15 protein-coding genes are annotated in these 16542 nt (G+C 38.9%); 12 read left to right on the forward strand and 3 right to left on the reverse strand.

Annotated features, from left to right (window positions below; translation table 11 throughout):
- Window positions 1-64: 64 nt before the first annotated feature.
- The 7 genes from GJS40_RS00575 to GJS40_RS00605 all read left to right on the forward strand — a co-directional run bounded on the left by GJS40_RS00575 (window position 65) and on the right by GJS40_RS00605 (window position 8476).
- Window positions 65-838 carry an ABC transporter ATP-binding protein gene (locus GJS40_RS00575; RefSeq protein WP_270895316.1) on the forward strand — a complete coding sequence of 258 codons (774 nt, stop codon included), beginning with the start codon at window positions 65-67 and terminating at the stop codon, window positions 836-838.
- A gap of 17 nt (window positions 839-855) precedes the next feature.
- Complete coding sequence (locus GJS40_RS00580) at window positions 856-2754, forward strand: AMP-dependent synthetase/ligase (RefSeq protein WP_270895317.1); 1899 nt, start codon at window positions 856-858, stop codon at window positions 2752-2754.
- The gene (locus GJS40_RS00585; protein WP_333723841.1) at window positions 2754-3638 is read left to right on the forward strand and encodes a branched-chain amino acid ABC transporter permease; all 885 of its coding nucleotides are present in this window, start codon (window positions 2754-2756) and stop codon (window positions 3636-3638) included. The genes GJS40_RS00580 and GJS40_RS00585 overlap by 1 nt, the downstream gene beginning before the upstream one ends.
- A 3-nt stretch (window positions 3639-3641) precedes the next feature.
- Window positions 3642-4703, forward strand: a complete 1062-nt coding sequence (locus GJS40_RS00590; protein WP_270895318.1) for a branched-chain amino acid ABC transporter permease — start codon at window positions 3642-3644, stop codon at window positions 4701-4703.
- Window positions 4704-4823: 120 nt separating this feature from the next.
- Complete coding sequence (locus GJS40_RS00595; RefSeq protein WP_270895320.1) at window positions 4824-6110, forward strand: ABC transporter substrate-binding protein; 1287 nt, start codon at window positions 4824-4826, stop codon at window positions 6108-6110.
- Between the two features lie 102 nt (window positions 6111-6212).
- Window positions 6213-7001 carry an ABC transporter ATP-binding protein gene (locus tag GJS40_RS00600; RefSeq protein WP_270895321.1) on the forward strand — a complete coding sequence of 263 codons (789 nt, stop codon included), beginning with the start codon at window positions 6213-6215 and terminating at the stop codon, window positions 6999-7001.
- A gap of 68 nt (window positions 7002-7069) precedes the next feature.
- Window positions 7070-8476, forward strand: a complete 1407-nt coding sequence (locus GJS40_RS00605) for a SpoVR family protein (RefSeq protein ID WP_270895322.1) — start codon at window positions 7070-7072, stop codon at window positions 8474-8476.
- 63 nt (window positions 8477-8539) lie between these two features.
- Here GJS40_RS00605 and GJS40_RS00610 read toward each other — a convergent pair whose 3' ends face one another.
- From GJS40_RS00610 to GJS40_RS00620, 3 genes are all read right to left on the reverse strand, one after another.
- On the reverse strand, window positions 8540-8740 hold the full coding sequence (locus tag GJS40_RS00610) for a hypothetical protein (protein WP_270895323.1): 201 nt from the start codon (window positions 8738-8740) through the stop codon (window positions 8540-8542).
- A gap of 185 nt (window positions 8741-8925) precedes the next feature.
- Window positions 8926-10158 carry an aminopeptidase gene (locus tag GJS40_RS00615; protein WP_270895324.1) on the reverse strand — a complete coding sequence of 411 codons (1233 nt, stop codon included), beginning with the start codon at window positions 10156-10158 and terminating at the stop codon, window positions 8926-8928.
- A gap of 103 nt (window positions 10159-10261) precedes the next feature.
- Entirely contained in the window at window positions 10262-10783 is a 522-nt protein-coding gene (locus GJS40_RS00620) for a LemA family protein (protein WP_270895325.1), read from the reverse strand.
- 461 nt (window positions 10784-11244) lie between these two features.
- Between GJS40_RS00620 and GJS40_RS00625 the strand changes: the two genes are divergently transcribed.
- Genes GJS40_RS00625 through GJS40_RS00645 form a run of 5 tightly spaced genes read left to right on the forward strand, consistent with a single transcriptional unit; the run spans window position 11245 to window position 16534 of the window.
- A complete protein-coding gene (locus GJS40_RS00625; protein ID WP_270895326.1) occupies window positions 11245-12387 on the forward strand; it encodes an acyl-CoA dehydrogenase in 1143 nt (380 codons plus the stop codon).
- Window positions 12388-12446: 59 nt separating this feature from the next.
- On the forward strand, window positions 12447-13802 hold the full coding sequence (locus GJS40_RS00630) for an acetyl-CoA carboxylase biotin carboxylase subunit (protein WP_270895327.1): 1356 nt from the start codon (window positions 12447-12449) through the stop codon (window positions 13800-13802).
- Between the two features lie 17 nt (window positions 13803-13819).
- Window positions 13820-14032 (forward strand): acetyl-CoA carboxylase biotin carboxyl carrier protein subunit, encoded by a 213-nt coding sequence (locus GJS40_RS00635; RefSeq protein ID WP_270895328.1) that lies wholly within the window; start codon window positions 13820-13822, stop codon window positions 14030-14032.
- Window positions 14033-14048: 16 nt separating this feature from the next.
- Window positions 14049-14987 (forward strand): hydroxymethylglutaryl-CoA lyase, encoded by a 939-nt coding sequence (locus tag GJS40_RS00640; RefSeq protein ID WP_270895329.1) that lies wholly within the window; start codon window positions 14049-14051, stop codon window positions 14985-14987.
- Window positions 14984-16534, forward strand: coding sequence for an acyl-CoA carboxylase subunit beta (locus GJS40_RS00645; RefSeq protein ID WP_377902074.1), 1551 nt, complete (start codon window positions 14984-14986; stop codon window positions 16532-16534). Before GJS40_RS00640 ends, GJS40_RS00645 begins: the two co-directional genes overlap by 4 nt.
- Window positions 16535-16542: the final 8 nt, after the last annotated feature.

Consider the following 16542-nt stretch of genomic DNA (forward strand, 5'->3'; position numbering starts at 1 on the left):
CTCACGATTTTTGATAGCGCTTACAATTCTTGATTTACAAAAAGAATAAGGAGAATTAATACGAATGAATAAAATTATGGAGATAAAAAATATATCCCTTCAGTTTGGTGGTGTTAAAGCCTTAAATGATGTTAGCTTTCATATAAACGAAGGTGAAATATTTTCCATTATTGGGCCTAATGGAGCAGGAAAAACGAGTATGCTAAATTGTATAAGCGGTCTTTACAAACCATCTGAAGGGGAGATTCATTATAAAGGAAAAAACATACTTCCGATGAAACCACATCAAAGAACAAAATTAGGGATTGCTAGGGCATTTCAAAATATAGCACTATTTGGAAGTATGTCTGTTCTTGATAATTTAAAGTTAGGTAGACATACGTTGATGAAATCCGGCTTTATTAAAAGCGGTATCTATTGGGGGGCTGCAGAAAAGGAAGAGGTACAACATAGAAGAAAAGTAGAAGAAGTAATCGATTTTTTACAGTTGCAAGATATTCGACATACTCCAGTAGACAAGCTCCCATACGGTCTTCAAAAAAGGGTGGAAGTAGGAAGAGCTTTAGCTTTAGATCCAGAACTTATATTACTTGATGAACCTATGGCCGGAATGAACGCTTCAGAAAAAGAAGAAATGTCAAGATTTATTTTGGACATGCTCGAGTTAAAAAATATTACAGTTGTTTTAATTGAACATGATCTCGAAGTCGTAATGGGATTATCTAATCATTTAGTCGTTTTGGATTTTGGTAAACAAATAGGTTTTGGTACACCTAAGGAAGTTCAACAAAATCCTGATGTGATTAAAGCATACATTGGAGAAGAACTTACTATATGAAGGGAGGCAAGCTGTTAATGTCTTCTAAGAATACATTACCTGCATTGCTTATAAAACAGGCACGCGATAATAAAGACGGGGTAGCTTTGAGACAAAAGAAATATGGAATCTGGAACGAGATCACATGGGGAGAATATTTCGATAATGTTCATTCTTTGAGCCTAGGGCTGAAAAGTGAGTTTGACTTTAAAAAAGGCGAAAAACTAGCAATTATTGGTGATAATAGACCCGATTGGCTTTATGCCCAACTAGCTACTCAATCTTTAGGTGGAATAAGTGTCGGTATTTATCAAGAATCTTTTGGAGATCAATTAGTTTATTATTTGAATCATTGCGACGCGAGAATAGTCATAGCAGAAGATCAAGAACAAGTAGATAAGTTATTAGAAATAGAAAATCAAATTCCTAAAGTGGAAAAAATCATCTATTATAACGATAAAGGATTGAGACGTTACACAAATGAAAAATTAGTTTATATTGAAGAAATAAAAGAAGCAGGAAAAAAACTTTATCAAGAAAACGAACGTTTTTTTATCGAACAAACTGAGCAATTGCTCAGCTCCGATGTGGCTATTATTTCTTATACAGCTGGAGTTACAGATAATCCAAAAGGAGTTATGCTTACCCATGAAAATTTAATACAATCCATACATTCAATCAATGAAGTGGATCCTATCAATGAAAAGGAGGATTATCTTTCATTTCTACCGTTGGCCTGGATTGGGGAACAATTAATAGCAGTTGTTGCTTCCTTATACAGAGGTATTACGATTAATTTTCCTGAGCAACCCAACACGGTCTTAACCGATTTTAGAGAAATAGGACCACATCTGTTGCTTGCTCCTCCAAGAACATATGAAAATATTATTTCTCGTTTTTATTTACGGATGAACGGCTCAAGTCAATTTAAAAGAAAAATATATCGATTTTTCAGAAAATTTGGTAGAAAATATGCATCAGCGCAATTAAATAAAGGAAGCGTCACTTTTTTTGAAAAGTTCATGTATTGGATTGGAGACTATATTATTTTTAGCGCTATTCGTGATCATCTTGGTTTAGCAAGAATTAAAAATGCTTATATATTTGGTGCTCCGTTAAGTCTTGAAGCCATTATATTTTTTCACTCAATAGGTGTAAATGTCAAACAAACGTATGGCACAACGGAAGCAGGTGGGATTGTAGCTGTTCATCGAAATGATGATAAGCTTCTCGGTAGCGTTGGATTAAATGTACCGAATGTACAGCTAAAACTTTCTCAAAACAATGAAGTATACGTCAAAAGTCCCAGCACATTCATTGGATATTACAAAAACAACGGACAAGATATGGGAATAGATAATGGCTGGCTTGCAACAGGAGATTTTGGAAATATAGATGATAATGGCCATTTGCATATTATTGAAGATAAGAAAAGCATGATTAGACTGGCTAGTGGTGAGCATGTCCCACCTTCTCAAGTAGAAAACAGTCTGAAAAATAGTAATTTTATAAAAGAAGCTATTATTTACGGACAAGACAAAACTTATTTAGTAGCCCTCATTAACATTAATTATGACAGTGTAGGAACATGGGCGAAAGAGAACAAACTTGTTTATACTACACCAGAAGATTTACCACTGAAAGAAGAAGTAATTAAGTTAATTGAAAAAGAAGTGACTAAAGTAATGGAAGAATTACCGGAAGGTCTTAGAATTAAGAAATTTGTTATTTTACAGAAAGAACTAAGCGCGGATGATGGTGAATTAACTCGCACAAGAAAAATACGCCGTCGTCATTTGGAGAAAAAATATAAACTCATATTTGAAAGTATGTATATAGAAGAAGCGCAGATTAGGGAAAAAACTACTAGTGCCAACGGTGACAGAGAAATGAATTTAAGAATTATTGATCTATATAATCAGCGGGAGTTGATATAATGGGATTTCTATTACAAATGATTATAACCGGTGTTGTCGTCGGAAGTATTTATGCTTTAGTCGCATTGGGATTTGTGCTGATATATAGAGCAAGTGGTGCATTAAATTTAGCAAATGGTGAATTTGTGCTCATTGGTTCTTATATCTGTCTCACATTAGTCGCCGTTTATCAAATTCCCTTTATATTTGCTTTCTTACTGACTTTAGTATTTAACGTACTTCTAGGAATGATTGTGGAAAGAGTAGTGTTAAGACCGCTGATTAACGCGCCTACTATTTCAGTCATTATGGCAACAATTGGTTTATCAAGTCTACTGGCAGGATTTGCACACATGATTTGGGGATATCAAACACAGTCCTATCCACCAGTGTTTCCATCAACACCAATTCGGATGGGCGAAATTATTATATCTCCTGTTTATCTATGGTCCTTCATTATTGTAATCATTATGTTAATACTGTTCGGCTTATTATTTAAATATTCTAAACTCGGATTAGCAATGCGTGCGGTAGCTGATGATCAAATGGCTGCCTCGTCGGTTGGTATTAGTGTTAAAAACGTATATCTTATCACATGGGGTTTTGCTTCTCTCGTTGCTGCCGTTGGTGGTGTTTTATTAGGAAATATTAACGGTGTAGACGCTACGATGGCAACAATTGGGTTAACTGTACTTCCAGTAGTTATTTTAGGGGGACTAGACAGTATTTTAGGAGCAATTGTTGCTGGTTTTCTTGTTGGGATTATTCAAAACCTTACTGCTGGTTATTTAGAACCTATTTTAGGAGGCGGACTGAAAGAAGTTATTCCATTTATTATCGTGACACTCATCTTGATGATAAAACCACATGGATTATTTGGAAAAGGTGGAATTGAAAGGGTGTAGTCAATGAGGAATCCATTTGTAATGGAATGTGGTAACTATAAAACTAATTACAGTAAAGATATGCATTTATTTCGCATACCACGAGTGAAGCTAAGAATTTTTATTATCGTTTTATTATTGTTTTTACTTCCCTTGTTCACATCCAATTATGTTATCGGACTAGCTACTCTTTGTGCAATCGCAAGTATTGGCGCCATTGGACTCAATATACTAACGGGTTTTACTGGCCAAATATCAGTAGGGGTAGGAGCGTTTTTAGCTATTGGTGGATATACTTCAGCGATCTTGACCTCGATCCTCGGTTGGAGCTTTTGGATTAGTTTACCTTTGGCTGGTTTAGTTACAGCGATAGTAGGAGGGATATTTGGAATACCTTCCCTACGATTAAAGGGATTATATTTAGCTATCGCTACATTGGCAGCTCAATTTATCGTGTTATGGGCAATTGGACGATTTTCGGGATTAACTGGTGGAGGAGAAGGAATGGTACTACAGCGTCCTTCCATTGGAAGTTTTACTTTCTCGAGTCAAACGAGTTATTACTACTTATGTCTCGTCATTCTATTGTTGGTAACGATTTACACATTAAATTTGTTTAGAGCAAAAACAGGGCGAGCTTTTTTAGCAGTCCATCATCGCGACGTGGCAGCACAAATCATGGGTATTCACTTGCTTAAATATAAAGTTGTTGCGTTTGCTCTCAGTTCATTCATTGTTGGTATTGGTGGAGCTTTACTCGCCCACTATACGATGATTGTCACTGTTGAATTGTATAGTATTGATGTTTCCATTCAATATTTAGCGATGATTTTAGTAGGTGGACTAGGTAGTGTGTTTGGATCCATTTTAGGAGCTATATTCATCACTTTACTCCCGGTAGCTTTAGGGTATATGATAGAATTTTTAACTGTGTATATGCCTAACGCCTATTCTTTACTTAATTCATTTCAAGAGTTTGTTTTCGGATTAGTCATTATTTTGTTTTTAATATTTGAGCCTGGAGGACTCATCCATATTTGGAATAATATAAAGACTTACTTAAGATTATGGCCGTTTTCCTATTAACTATTTTTCAAAACAGATGTCACGATCCTTAGAATTACTCTGAGGAGATAGACATATCGTATCTTCAACTATTAGAAGATACAATAACTATTAAAAAGACAAAAGGGGGATTTTATGAACATGTCTAGTAAAAAATTGCTAGTAATAGCTGGCGCTGTCATCTTGTCGATTGTGTTATTAGCAGCGTGTGGAGGGGGAGGTAGTGAATCAACGGTAGGTGATGATGGAGGTGGCGGTGGCGGCTCTAACGGAGTCGTAAAAATCGGAGGTATTTTTGATGAAACTGGTGCAACAGGAGACGTTGGTGCCCCATATGCTGACGGAGCAAGATCATACGTCGAGTATATAAATTCTCAAGGAGGAATAGATGGAGTAAACATTGAGCTAATTAGTGAAGATTATGCGTATGATATAAGCCGAGCGCAACAAATATATCAATCTTTACGAGACCGTCATGACGTTTCTGCTATTATTGGTTGGGGAACAGGGGATACGGAAGCTTTACGTAGCCAAATCATTGCAGATCAAATCCCATATTTCTCTGGGTCATTGTCTGAAAACTTAAAAGATACAGGATCCGAAAGTGGATTTAACTATTTGGTCGCTGCAAGTTATTCTGATCAAGGACGTGCGGTTTTAGAATGGATTAGAGAAAATCACGAAGGAGACTTTCCAGTAACTCTTGCACTTGTGTACGAAAAAGGAAACCCGTTTAGTGAATCACCTATGCAAGATATAAAAGATTATGCAGCAGAACAAATGGATGGTGAAATTGAAATAGTTAATGATATTTTAATTGAACTATCTGATAATGACCCTCTGACAACACTGCAAGCGTATGAGCGTAACCAAGGTCAGCCGGATTATGCTATTACCCAATATACTTGGGGACAAACAAGAAATGTCGTTCGGGATGCCCATAACTTAGAATGGAACACACAATTTATTGGCTTAAACTGGGCTGGTGGTGAAGGAATCGTACCAAGTGGTGCCGATAACCAGCAATGGGTGGAAGCTCTCGATGGATTTATGGCTACCATTACGCATGCTTTCCCATATGAGGATTTACCAGGTATGGAACCAATACTACAATATTTGGAATCAAAAGGAAGAAGCATTGAAGATGACGATGTCAACCAAAAGTTTGTTCAAGGCTGGGTAACGATGTCTATTTTTGGAGAAGCAATTCGTATTGCACTAGAAGATTATAGTCCCGATGAAATAGATGGGGTTGTCATGAAAGAAGCAATTGAACAAATTGATGATTTAGACTTAGGAGGACTTGCTGCGAACGTTTCTTTCTCTCCGGATAATCATGCGGGAACCGATCGCCTCCGCTTAGGTCAATTGCGAGATGGACAATGGGAAATCATTCAAGATTATTTTGGCATTAGTGATTACCAATAATTTAGACATTCAACTCTAAATAAACTGAAAATCTCTCCTCTATTCAATCTAACATGTCTGAGGAGAGATTCATTTTATGAAACAGACGAGGAGGGTAACCGCGTGCTACGTATAAATAATGTAGAAGTTGTTTACAACAAAAGTATTCTAGCAATTAGAGGCGTATCTTTAGAAGTACCAGACGGAAAAATTGTCGCACTCTTAGGTAGTAATGGAGCTGGAAAATCAACCACTTTAAAAGCAATTTCCGGATTGTTAAAACAAGAAGGAGGAGCAATTACAGAAGGCACGATAGAGTTTGAGAAAGAGCAGATTCATGGGATGGATCCTGATAAAATTGTGGAAAAGGGAATATTTCAATGTATTGAAGGAAGAAGGGTATTTACTCATTTAACAGTAGAGGAAAACTTATTAACCGGTGCTTATACTCGGAAAGATAGAAAAAATATCCCGGATGATATTGAGAGGGTGTATCATTATTTTCCAAAGTTAAAGATGCTTAGGAAAAAATTATCCGGTTTATTGTCTGGTGGGGAGCAGCAAATGTTGGCAATCGGCCGGGGGATTATGGCTCGACCTAAAATTTTATTATTGGATGAACCATCGTTAGGAATTGCACCATTATTAGTAAAGGAAATATTTGAAAATATTAAACAAATTAATACAGAAGAAGGAACCTCTATTTTAGTAGTAGAGCAAAACGCTAACATCGCCCTTTCTATTGCCGATTATGCCTATGTATTGGAAAATGGCCGAATCGTCATGCAAGGGTCGGTGGATAAATTGCTTTCCGATGAATCAGTTAAGGCAGCATACTTGGGTTTTGATAAAAAAGAAAAAGGAGATATTCGCGAAGTGAAATCATATAAAAAAATCAAACGTTTTGTTTGATCATCTTATTCATTCTTCCTTCTCCCGTTCATATATATAAGATAGGTTAAGACGGGGGAGGATTAAAGATGAATAAACAAGAGGAGAGAGAATTATATGAAGCGATTGATGAAATTACTGAAATCGCAAAAGGATTTGGGCTCGATTTTTATCCGATGAGGTATGAAATATGCCCAGCGGACATTATTTACACATTTGGTGCTTACGGCATGCCGACTCGTTTCTCTCATTGGTCTTTTGGGAAAAGCTTTCATAAAATGAAACTGCATTATGATTTAGGGTTGAGTAAAATTTATGAATTGGTTATTAATTCAGATCCGTGTTATGCGTTTTTGCTTGATAGTAACTCACTCATACAAAATAAATTAATTGTCGCCCATGTTCTTGCTCATTGTGATTTCTTTAAAAATAACGTTCGTTTTGTGAATACGAGAAAAGATATGGTAGAAAGTATGGCAGCAGCTGCGGAACGCATTTCTTATTATGAACAAGAATACGGGAAAAAAGAAGTGGAGTCATTTTTAGATGCGGTATTATCAATCCAAGAACATATTGATCCGAGTCTCATTCGCGTCGACCGAAAGAAAGACGAGGATGAGGAAAAATTGGAAATCAGTAAACCTGCCACTCCTTATGAGGATTTGTGGGCATTAGACAAGAGTGAAAAGAAAGAATCAGCACCATTAAAAAAATCATTCCCGGCTACTCAGGAAAAAGATTTGTTATTGTTTATTGAGCAGCATAGTAACTATTTAGAAGACTGGCAACGAGACATACTCACGATTATTCGAGAGGAAATGTTATATTTTTGGCCTCAGTTAGAAACGAAAATTATGAATGAAGGGTGGGCGTCTTATTGGCATGCACGAATTTTAAGAGAACTTGATTTAAGTACCGATGAAAGCATTGAGTTTGCTAAACTAAATGCAAGTGTAGTGCAACCGTCCCGAACTTCCATTAACCCATATCATTTAGGTCTAAAAATATTTGAAAAAATAGAAGAAAATTACAATAATCCCGATGAGAAGTTAAAGAAACTGGGAGTGAAACCCGGCAGCGGTCGGAAAAAAATATTTGAAGTAAGGGAATTAGAATCAGACATTTCTTTTCTTCGCAATTATTTGACCAAGGAAGTGGTGGAAGAAGAAGATATGTATCTTTTTCAAAAACAGGGGAATGAATATCGCGTAGTAGATACGTATTGGAAAGAAGTAAGGGATCAATTGATTCGCTCCCGCGTAAATGGAGGATTTCCATACCTCACTGTCACTGATGGAGATTACGCCAAAGCTGGTGAATTATATATCACTCATCATTATGAAGGGGAAGAGTTAGATATAAAATATTTAGAAAAAACGTTGCCGTATATTTATCAATTGTGGGGACGGACGGTTCACCTGGAGACAGTATTAAATGAAAAACATACGTTGTTTAGCTACAATGGCAGAAAAGTTGGGCGCAAGACGTTATCGTAAATTAAGCTTGAGGCTGTCTAATAAGTCCTGAAAAATAAATCGAGCGTTCCTTTCAACAATTATTTAGCGCTGAAACGGTGCCATACATCGTGTATGGATTGCTTTCACAAGGGTGTTTGGATAGAAACGGTGCCATGATCCATTCATAGCTTGTTTCCACAAACTATTTTTGAATGAAACGGTGGCATGAGCGATCCATGACTTGCTTTCATCAGACGTTTTTGAATGAAATAGTGTTATGAACCATTCATGGCTTGCTTCCATTAGCTCTTTTTATATGAAACCGATGGCATGACTATCCATGACTTACTTCCATCAACCATTTGGTGTTGGAAACATGCCTATTCGGCCAAGAGGCGTTTCCAGAAGCAATTTTTAATGAAGCGGTAACAAAAAATGTCCAAAAAGTCACCAATCATGACTTTTTGGACAGCTCCAAGCTAAAGGGATTAAATCACCCATTCGCCCTGACGCATAATTGCTTCTACTGTTCCGTCTGGAAGGGTGCCGTCAATATCCATTTCATTGCTTCCAATCATAAAATCGACATGGACAATACTATCATTTAGTCCATGTTTATCTGCTTCTTCGGTGGACATATCCGTTCCATTTTCAATACAAAAAGCATAAGCACTCCCAATTGCCAAGTGGCTCGAGGCATTTTCATCAAATAACGTGTTGTAAAACAAAAGGTTTGATTGTGAAATAGGAGAACTGTGGGGAACGAGCGCCACTTCCCCTAAATAATGAGCGCCGTCATCGGTGTTGATTAAACGTTCCAACACTTCTTTTCCTTGTTTTGCATCAAACTTCGTAATTCGTCCCTGTTCAAAGTGGAGGGTGAAATGATCAATGATGCTACCGCTATAATTTAACGGTTTCGTGTTGGAGACGTAACCATTTACCCCGTACTTATGAGGAACTGTAAACACTTCTTCCGTTGGCATATTGGCAATAAAATCAACGCCATCTTCGTTTGGACTTCCCCCACCTGCCCAAATATGTCCTTCAGGAAGATCAATGGTTAAATCTGTCCCAGGGGCTTTATAATGAAGGGTTTTATATTTTTTTTGATTCAAGTAGTTTGCTTTTTCATGAAGTTTCTTATTATGGGTGTTCCATGCTTCAATTGGATCGTTTGTGTCCACACGTACTGCTTGAAAGATTGCTTCCCATAATTTTCGTTCCGCTTCTTCAGACGTTTCTTGAGGGAACACTTTTCTGGCCCAACCCGGGGACGGGGTGGAAATAACGAGCCAACTGACACGGTCTGATTGAATATAAGTTCGAAAATTGCCTAACGCTTCTCCGGCTGCTTTATTGGCAGAGGCAATTTTTTCCGGAGCGACGCCTTGTAACAAATCAGGATCGGTCGATTTAATCGTTATAAATGCGGCACCTTCCTCCGCTAATTGTTCTCTCCCTTCCGCTAACCATTTCGGAAAGAAAGAAAAAGCTTCTTCTGGTGCTTCGTCAAATTTGATTCTCGTTAATTCCTCATCAGACCATTCGACGTGGACATTTTTTGCCCCTGTTTGATACGCCTGTTTCACGAGAATATGAACGAACGCTCGCGCTGTAATAGGTGCTTGAATGAAAAGAAATTGACCTGGTTGAAGATTAATACCTTTTTGAATAGCTAAGCTTGCATATTTTTCTAAGTTTCGTTCAAAATGATCCATTCATTAAACTCCTTTATTGAAATCTGCATCTTTACATTTATTTTATCACATTGAGTGACAAGAAGGGATGAAGGCAAAAAAGACGAAATGAAATCATTTCGCCTTAAATTTCAATGGTATCACGGGGATGAAAGTTATGGATACTTGCGACTAAATTGGAAGGAGGTTTTTGGATTTTTGTATTATATTTCGTAACTGTATTATTATAAATAGAAATTGCCTTGTTTAACTTAGTTTCCGTTTTTACCATGTTTTCATGCACTTTTTGGAAACGTTCATCTTCTTCTAGTTGGGGGAGTTCTTGTTGTAAGGTAAATAGCGATGTTAATATTTGAGATATTTCTTGTTGATAAGCCATCTTTTCGATTCGATTCAAATGAGGGGAATGAATATGACCGCGTAATTCAATTAGTTTTTCGAGCGTCTGTTGTTCATGCTTGGCGTGTGGCTGGATGACTTCGACGAATGTCGGAATGTCATGCATCAATTTGTTTAAATGAGTTTCCACTTGTTCCCAAGCTTCTTCTACCCAATTTAAATACGTGATCAGACCGTTATACCCTAGAATCCAAGTAATGAGCAAAATAAGAATGAGAACTCCTAAAATCGTTGCAAAAAAAGTCAAAACGATAGAACCTCCTTTAAGGTTCGAACTCTTACTAAAGAATATATCCTATAGTATAGCACGATTTCTCCTCCAATCGCATTGATTTTCATTAGGAACCTTCATACGAAAATAATTTTTTGAATATATCTTAGTTTTTTAATTGTTTTATGAACATTGATAATAAAACATGCAAAAATATAGATAAAATTTGACTATTAAGTATGGAAAAATATAGTTGACGTTTTTTTAAATATTCTTTATACTTTAAACTAGGTTCGTTTTGAAAACGTTTTCAAAAACCTTTTTATTTTTATCATTTTCTGAGCGCTTGCTCAGTTGTCATTTTTAGTGTTGCTCCTAGATATACTGCTAGTATATTGTTGAACCATTTGTAATGATTCCTAACTTCTTTTGTAATTAAAATACTAATTTTTCAAAATTCAAAATGAGTAATTATTTTTATATTGAGGGGGAGAGACATGGACTTTGAATTAACCAATGAACAGAAAATGACGAGAGACATGGTGAGAGAGTTTGCAGAACAGGAAATTGCACCGCATGCAAGAGAGTGGGATGAAAAAGCAATATTTCCGGAAGAAACATTCAAGCAAATGGGAGAATTAGGGTTATTGGGAATTCCCTTTCCTGAAAAATATGGTGGTTCCGGGGGAGACACAATTTCATACGCTTTGGCGGTTGAGGAAATTGGGAAAGCTTGTGGAGGTACGGGGCTCAGTTACGCTGCTGCTGTTTCTTTAGGAGCAAGTCCAATCTATTACTTTGGCACGGAAGAACAGAAAGAAGAACATCTTGTTCCATTAGCATCCGGAAAGGCTCTCGGCTCCTTTGGGTTAACTGAACCAAATGCTGGTTCTGACGCAGGTGGGACGCAGACGAAAGCCTATTTAGATGGAGATGAGTATGTCATTAACGGGGAGAAATGTTGGATTACAAATGCTCAGTATGCAAGAACGGTGATAGTTACTGCCGTTACCGGAAAAACAGAGAAAGGAAAAAATATCATTTCAGCCTTTATCGTACCGACAGACACACCGGGATTTAAAATTACGAGCCCTTACGACAAAATGGGAGTGCGTGCGTCTAATACGTCCGAGTTAATTTTAGAAGATGTTCGCGTGCCAAAAGAAAATATACTCGGCGATCCTAAAAAGGGTTTTTCCCAATTTTTATATACGTTAGATGGAGGGAGAATTTCGATTGCAGCGTTAGCGGTAGGGATTGCCCAAGCTGCTTTTAATAAAGCCCTCGCATACGCGAAAGAACGGAAACAATTTGGCCAACCAATATCTTCTTTTCAAGCGATTCAATTTAAATTAGCCGATATGGCAATGGAAATTGAATTGGCACGAAACATGGTGTTAAAAGCTGCTTGGTTAAAAGATAACGACAAACCTTTTACGAAAGAATCAGCCTTTGCCAAGTTATACGCTTCAGAAATGGCAACCCGGGTATGTAATCAAGCGCTTCAAATTCATGGAGGATACGGTTATATGAAAGAGTACGAAGTAGAAAGAATGTTACGGGATACGAAATTGATGGAAATTGGCGAAGGAACTTCAGAAATTCAACGGTTGGTCATTGCTAGACAATTAGGTTGTTAAAAAGACAGAGGACTTCAAGAATTGTCACCGAATTATTTTAATATGGACGAGGTGATGAAATGCTGAAAAAGGTATTGATTGCCAATCGTGGGGAAATAGCTTGTCGTGTGGTGCGCGCATGTCAAAAATTAAATATGAAAACCGTTGCCGTCTATTCGGAAGCAGATAAAGATGCGATGCACGTTCAAATGGCGGACGAAGCGTATTTGATTGGTCCCCCTCCTGTGCAACAAAGCTACTTACGGATAGAGAAAATCATTCAAGTCGCCAAAGATGCAAAGGTAGACGCGATCCATCCAGGATACGGTTTATTGTCCGAAAACGCGAAATTTGCAAAAGAGTGTCAAAAGGAAGGAATCATCTTTATCGGTCCTTCTCCGGAAGTGATTGAGACAATGGGAGATAAAGTCGCGGCCCGACAAACGATGAAAGAAGCAGGTCTTCCAGTCATCCCGGGAACGGAAAACGGAACAGAAGATGTGGAGACCCTTGTTCGCCAAGCGGAAACCATCGGCTATCCCGTCATGTTAAAAGCCGCTGCCGGTGGTGGTGGGATTGGAATGGAGAGGGCTGCCAATGAAGCGGAATTAAGAAAAGTCTTTGAAGGGAATAAAAAAAGAGCGGAATCATTTTTCGGAAATGGGACTCTTTATCTGGAGAAACTCATTGAAAACGCTCGTCACATTGAAATTCAGATTCTTGCGGACGAATACGGGAATGTTGTTCATCTCGGTGAACGAGATTGTTCCGTACAACGGCGTAATCAAAAGGTGATTGAAGAAAGTCCATCGCCTTTCATGTCTGAAGCGACTCGTCACAAAATGGGAAAAGCTGCGGTACAAGCAGCAAAACATATGGGGTATACAAACGCCGGAACGATGGAATTTTTAGTCGATCCCGATGAGAATTTTTATTTCCTTGAAATGAATACGCGTCTCCAAGTAGAGCATCCTGTGACGGAAGAAGTGACAGGTGTGGATATCGTTGAATGGCAATTGCGGATTGCTTCTGGTGAAAGAATACCGTTTTCCCAAGATGATATTGCCATGTCTGGACACGCGCTGGAAGCACGAATTTATGCAGAAGACCCGAACACGTTTTTTCCTTCCCCAGGGACGATCTCGGCTTTATCGGTACCGGAAGGAAAAGGACTTCGCCATGAGTGCGGCGTAACATCCGGCAGTACGGTGACCCCTTATTATGATCCGATGATCGCAAAATTCATTGTTTCCAAAGCAACACGAAAGGAAACAATCGCAGCAATGAAAACAGCACTCCGAGAATATCGTGTGGAGGGCATTAAAACGAACATTCCGATGCTTTTAGACGTATTATCTCATGACCAATTCCAACAAGGAAAAGCAACCATCTCTTTTGTCTCAGAATACTTACAAAAAGAAAAAACAGAGAAGTAAATGAGGAGGAAGACACAATGACAATGATTAAATCTTCGATGGCAGGAAACTTATGGAAATTACTAGTACAACCAGGAGATACGGTAGAAGCAGGTCAAGAAGTGGCGATTTTAGAATCGATGAAAATGGAGATTCCGATAGAAGCAGAAACAGCTGGAACGGTGAAAAACGTCATGAAAGCAGAAGGAGAGTTTGTGAACGAAGGAGACGATCTCGTCGAATTAGAGTAGAAAGGAGTTTTCACCGTTGTATCCAAAGGATGTCGTGATCAAAGAAGTAGGCCCTAGAGATGGTCTTCAAAATGAACAAACATTTGTACCGACCGAAACAAAAATTGCATGGATTCATCAGTTAAGTGACAGTGGATTACAGGACATCGAACTGACGTCTTTTGTTCATCCAAAATGGATTCCTGCGTTAAAAGACGCAGAAGCTGTCGTCCAAGGAATCAAGAAAAAAGAGGGCGTCCATTATTCCGCTCTCGTTCCGAACGTGAAAGGCTTAGAACGAGCGCTTACTTTTGATGTATTAGATGGTGTCAACGTGTTTATGTCCGCCACCGAAAGCCATAATCAAAAAAATATTAATAAATCCATCGCAGCAACGTTTCCGGTGATGAAAGAGACGATCATGGAAGCAAAGCGCGCGGGAAAAACGGTCCGTGCCTACGTATCCACTGCCTTTTTCTGTCCCCACGAAGGACGGACGAATCCGGAAAAAGTAGTGGAAATTAGTGACACGTTACTTGACTACGGGGCCGATGAAATTTCCATCGGCGACACAATTGGCATTGCTTCTCCCCTTCAAGTAAGAGAGACAGTGACTCGCCTCGTCGAACGCCTCCCAAAAGAAAAGTTAGCAATGCATTTTCATGACACCCGCGGGATGGCGCTAGCTAATATTGTCACGGCTCTTGAACTTGGGATTACAACTTTTGACAGTGCTTGTGGAGGACTTGGAGGTTGCCCTTATGCAGCCGGTGCATCCGGTAATGTGGCGACGGAAGATGTGTTATATATGCTTGATCAAATGGGGATACAAACAAATGTATCGATAGAGAAAGTCGTTTACGCGGCTCAGTGGATGGAAAAAACATTAAACAAGAAGTTATCGAGTAAAGCATTAGACGTTTATACACGCCAAAGTGAGAAAGAGAGACAGAAAGAAGATGTCAATGGCAAATGAAGGAGGAGAGAGAAATGAACCGCACTTCTACGTTTTATGAAGAACTATCTGCTCGCATCGAACGAGGGGGAGCGGAAAAATATCACGAAAAAAATAAAGAAAAAGGAAAACTGTTCGTGCGCGATCGACTGAAACTGCTTTTGGACGACGGAATTGTCTCGGAAGACGGAAAATTTGCCAACAATCAAAAAGAAGATTTGGCGGCGGATGGAGTCGTCACGGGAACCGGATATGTCAATGGACAACTCGTTTGTTTTATGGCAAATGACTCTACCGTAAAAGCAGGTTCATGGGGAGCGCGAACGGTGGAAAAAATTATTCGGATTCAAGAGACCGCAACAAGTTTAAACGTTCCGATGATATATCTTGTCGATTCTGCCGGCGCACGCATTACCGACCAAGTGGAAATGTTTCCGGGTAGAAGAGGCGCGGGACGAATTTTTTATAATCAAGTGAAATTGTCCGGACGAGTTCCACAAATTTGTCTTTTGTTTGGTCCATCTGCTGCAGGAGGGGCGTATATTCCTGCTTTTTGTGACGTCGTATTTATGGTAGACGGAAATGCTTCGATGTATTTAGGTTCCCCTCGAATGGCGGAAATGGTCATCGGTGAAAAAGTGACATTGGAAGAAATGGGTGGCGCAAAGATGCACTGTTCCGTGTCAGGTTGTGGTGATATGCTTTGCGCATCGGAAGAAGAAGCGATTGCATTGGCGCGAAAATATTTGTCTTATTTTCCTGCTAGTTACAAAGAGTACCCAAAGAAAGAAACGAGTGTGGAACCAGCGCTACCTATCGATCAGTTGGAGAATATCATTCCAAAAAATCAAAATGCCCCCTTTGATATGTACGAGTTCATTGATCACCTCATCGATAAAGACACGTTTTTGGAAATTAAAAAAGAATTTGCGCCAGAATTGATTACCGGGCTTGCACGCCTTGACGGTCAAGTGATTGGGATTGTGGCGAACCAGCCGAAAGCAAAAGGTGGCGTGTTATTCCATGACTCGGCAGACAAAGCGGCGAAGTTTATCACTTTGTGTGATGCTTTCCATATTCCTCTTTTATTTTTGGCGGATGTTCCTGGTTTTATGGTTGGAACGAAAGTGGAAAGAGCAGGAATTATTCGTCACGGCGCAAAAATGATTGCGGCAATGTCGGAAGTGACAGTGCCAAAAATCTCCGTGATCGTAAGAAAAGCATACGGGGCAGGGCTTTATGCGATGGCTGGACCCGCTTTTGAGCCGGATGCATGTCTTGCGCTTCCGTCCGCACAAATTGCAGTGATGGGACCGGAAGCGGCGGTGAATGCTGTCTATGCAAATAAAATTGCGGAATTGCCAGCGTCTGAGCGAACCGCATTTGTCGAACAAAAACGCGAAGAATATAAAGAAAATATTGATATTTATCGTTTGGCTTCCGAACTGGTGATTGACGACATCGTCGAAGCAAAAAATCTTCGCAAGGAGTTAACGAATCGTTTCCGCGCTTATTCCCGAAAAGAAAAGACCTTTACCGAAAGAAAGCATGGCGTTTATCCCGTATAAAGAGAGGA

It is taken from the genome of Aliibacillus thermotolerans, assembly GCF_027853235.1.
GTDB lineage: Bacteria > Bacillota > Bacilli > Bacillales > Marinococcaceae > Aliibacillus > Aliibacillus thermotolerans.

What these genes read in the sequence shown, in the direction of transcription:
- GJS40_RS00575 (WP_270895316.1), top strand. Translation starts at nt 65, where the DNA reads ATGAATAAAATTATGGAGATAAAAAATATATCCCTTCAGTTTGGTGGT.
- GJS40_RS00580 (WP_270895317.1), top strand. Translation starts at nt 856, where the DNA reads ATGTCTTCTAAGAATACATTACCTGCATTGCTTATAAAACAGGCACGC.
- GJS40_RS00585 (WP_333723841.1), top strand. Translation starts at nt 2,754, where the DNA reads ATGGGATTTCTATTACAAATGATTATAACCGGTGTTGTCGTCGGAAGT.
- GJS40_RS00590 (WP_270895318.1), top strand. Translation starts at nt 3,642, where the DNA reads ATGAGGAATCCATTTGTAATGGAATGTGGTAACTATAAAACTAATTAC.
- GJS40_RS00595 (WP_270895320.1), top strand. Translation starts at nt 4,824, where the DNA reads ATGTCTAGTAAAAAATTGCTAGTAATAGCTGGCGCTGTCATCTTGTCG.
- GJS40_RS00605 (WP_270895322.1), top strand. Translation starts at nt 7,070, where the DNA reads ATGAATAAACAAGAGGAGAGAGAATTATATGAAGCGATTGATGAAATT.
- GJS40_RS00610 (WP_270895323.1), bottom strand. Translation starts at nt 8,740, where the DNA reads ATGGAAGCAAGCCATGAATGGTTCATAACACTATTTCATTCAAAAACG.
- GJS40_RS00615 (WP_270895324.1), bottom strand. Translation starts at nt 10,158, where the DNA reads ATGGATCATTTTGAACGAAACTTAGAAAAATATGCAAGCTTAGCTATT.
- GJS40_RS00625 (WP_270895326.1), top strand. Translation starts at nt 11,245, where the DNA reads ATGGACTTTGAATTAACCAATGAACAGAAAATGACGAGAGACATGGTG.
- GJS40_RS00630 (WP_270895327.1), top strand. Translation starts at nt 12,447, where the DNA reads ATGCTGAAAAAGGTATTGATTGCCAATCGTGGGGAAATAGCTTGTCGT.
- GJS40_RS00635 (WP_270895328.1), top strand. Translation starts at nt 13,820, where the DNA reads ATGACAATGATTAAATCTTCGATGGCAGGAAACTTATGGAAATTACTA.
- GJS40_RS00645 (WP_377902074.1), top strand. Translation starts at nt 14,984, where the DNA reads ATGAAGGAGGAGAGAGAAATGAACCGCACTTCTACGTTTTATGAAGAA.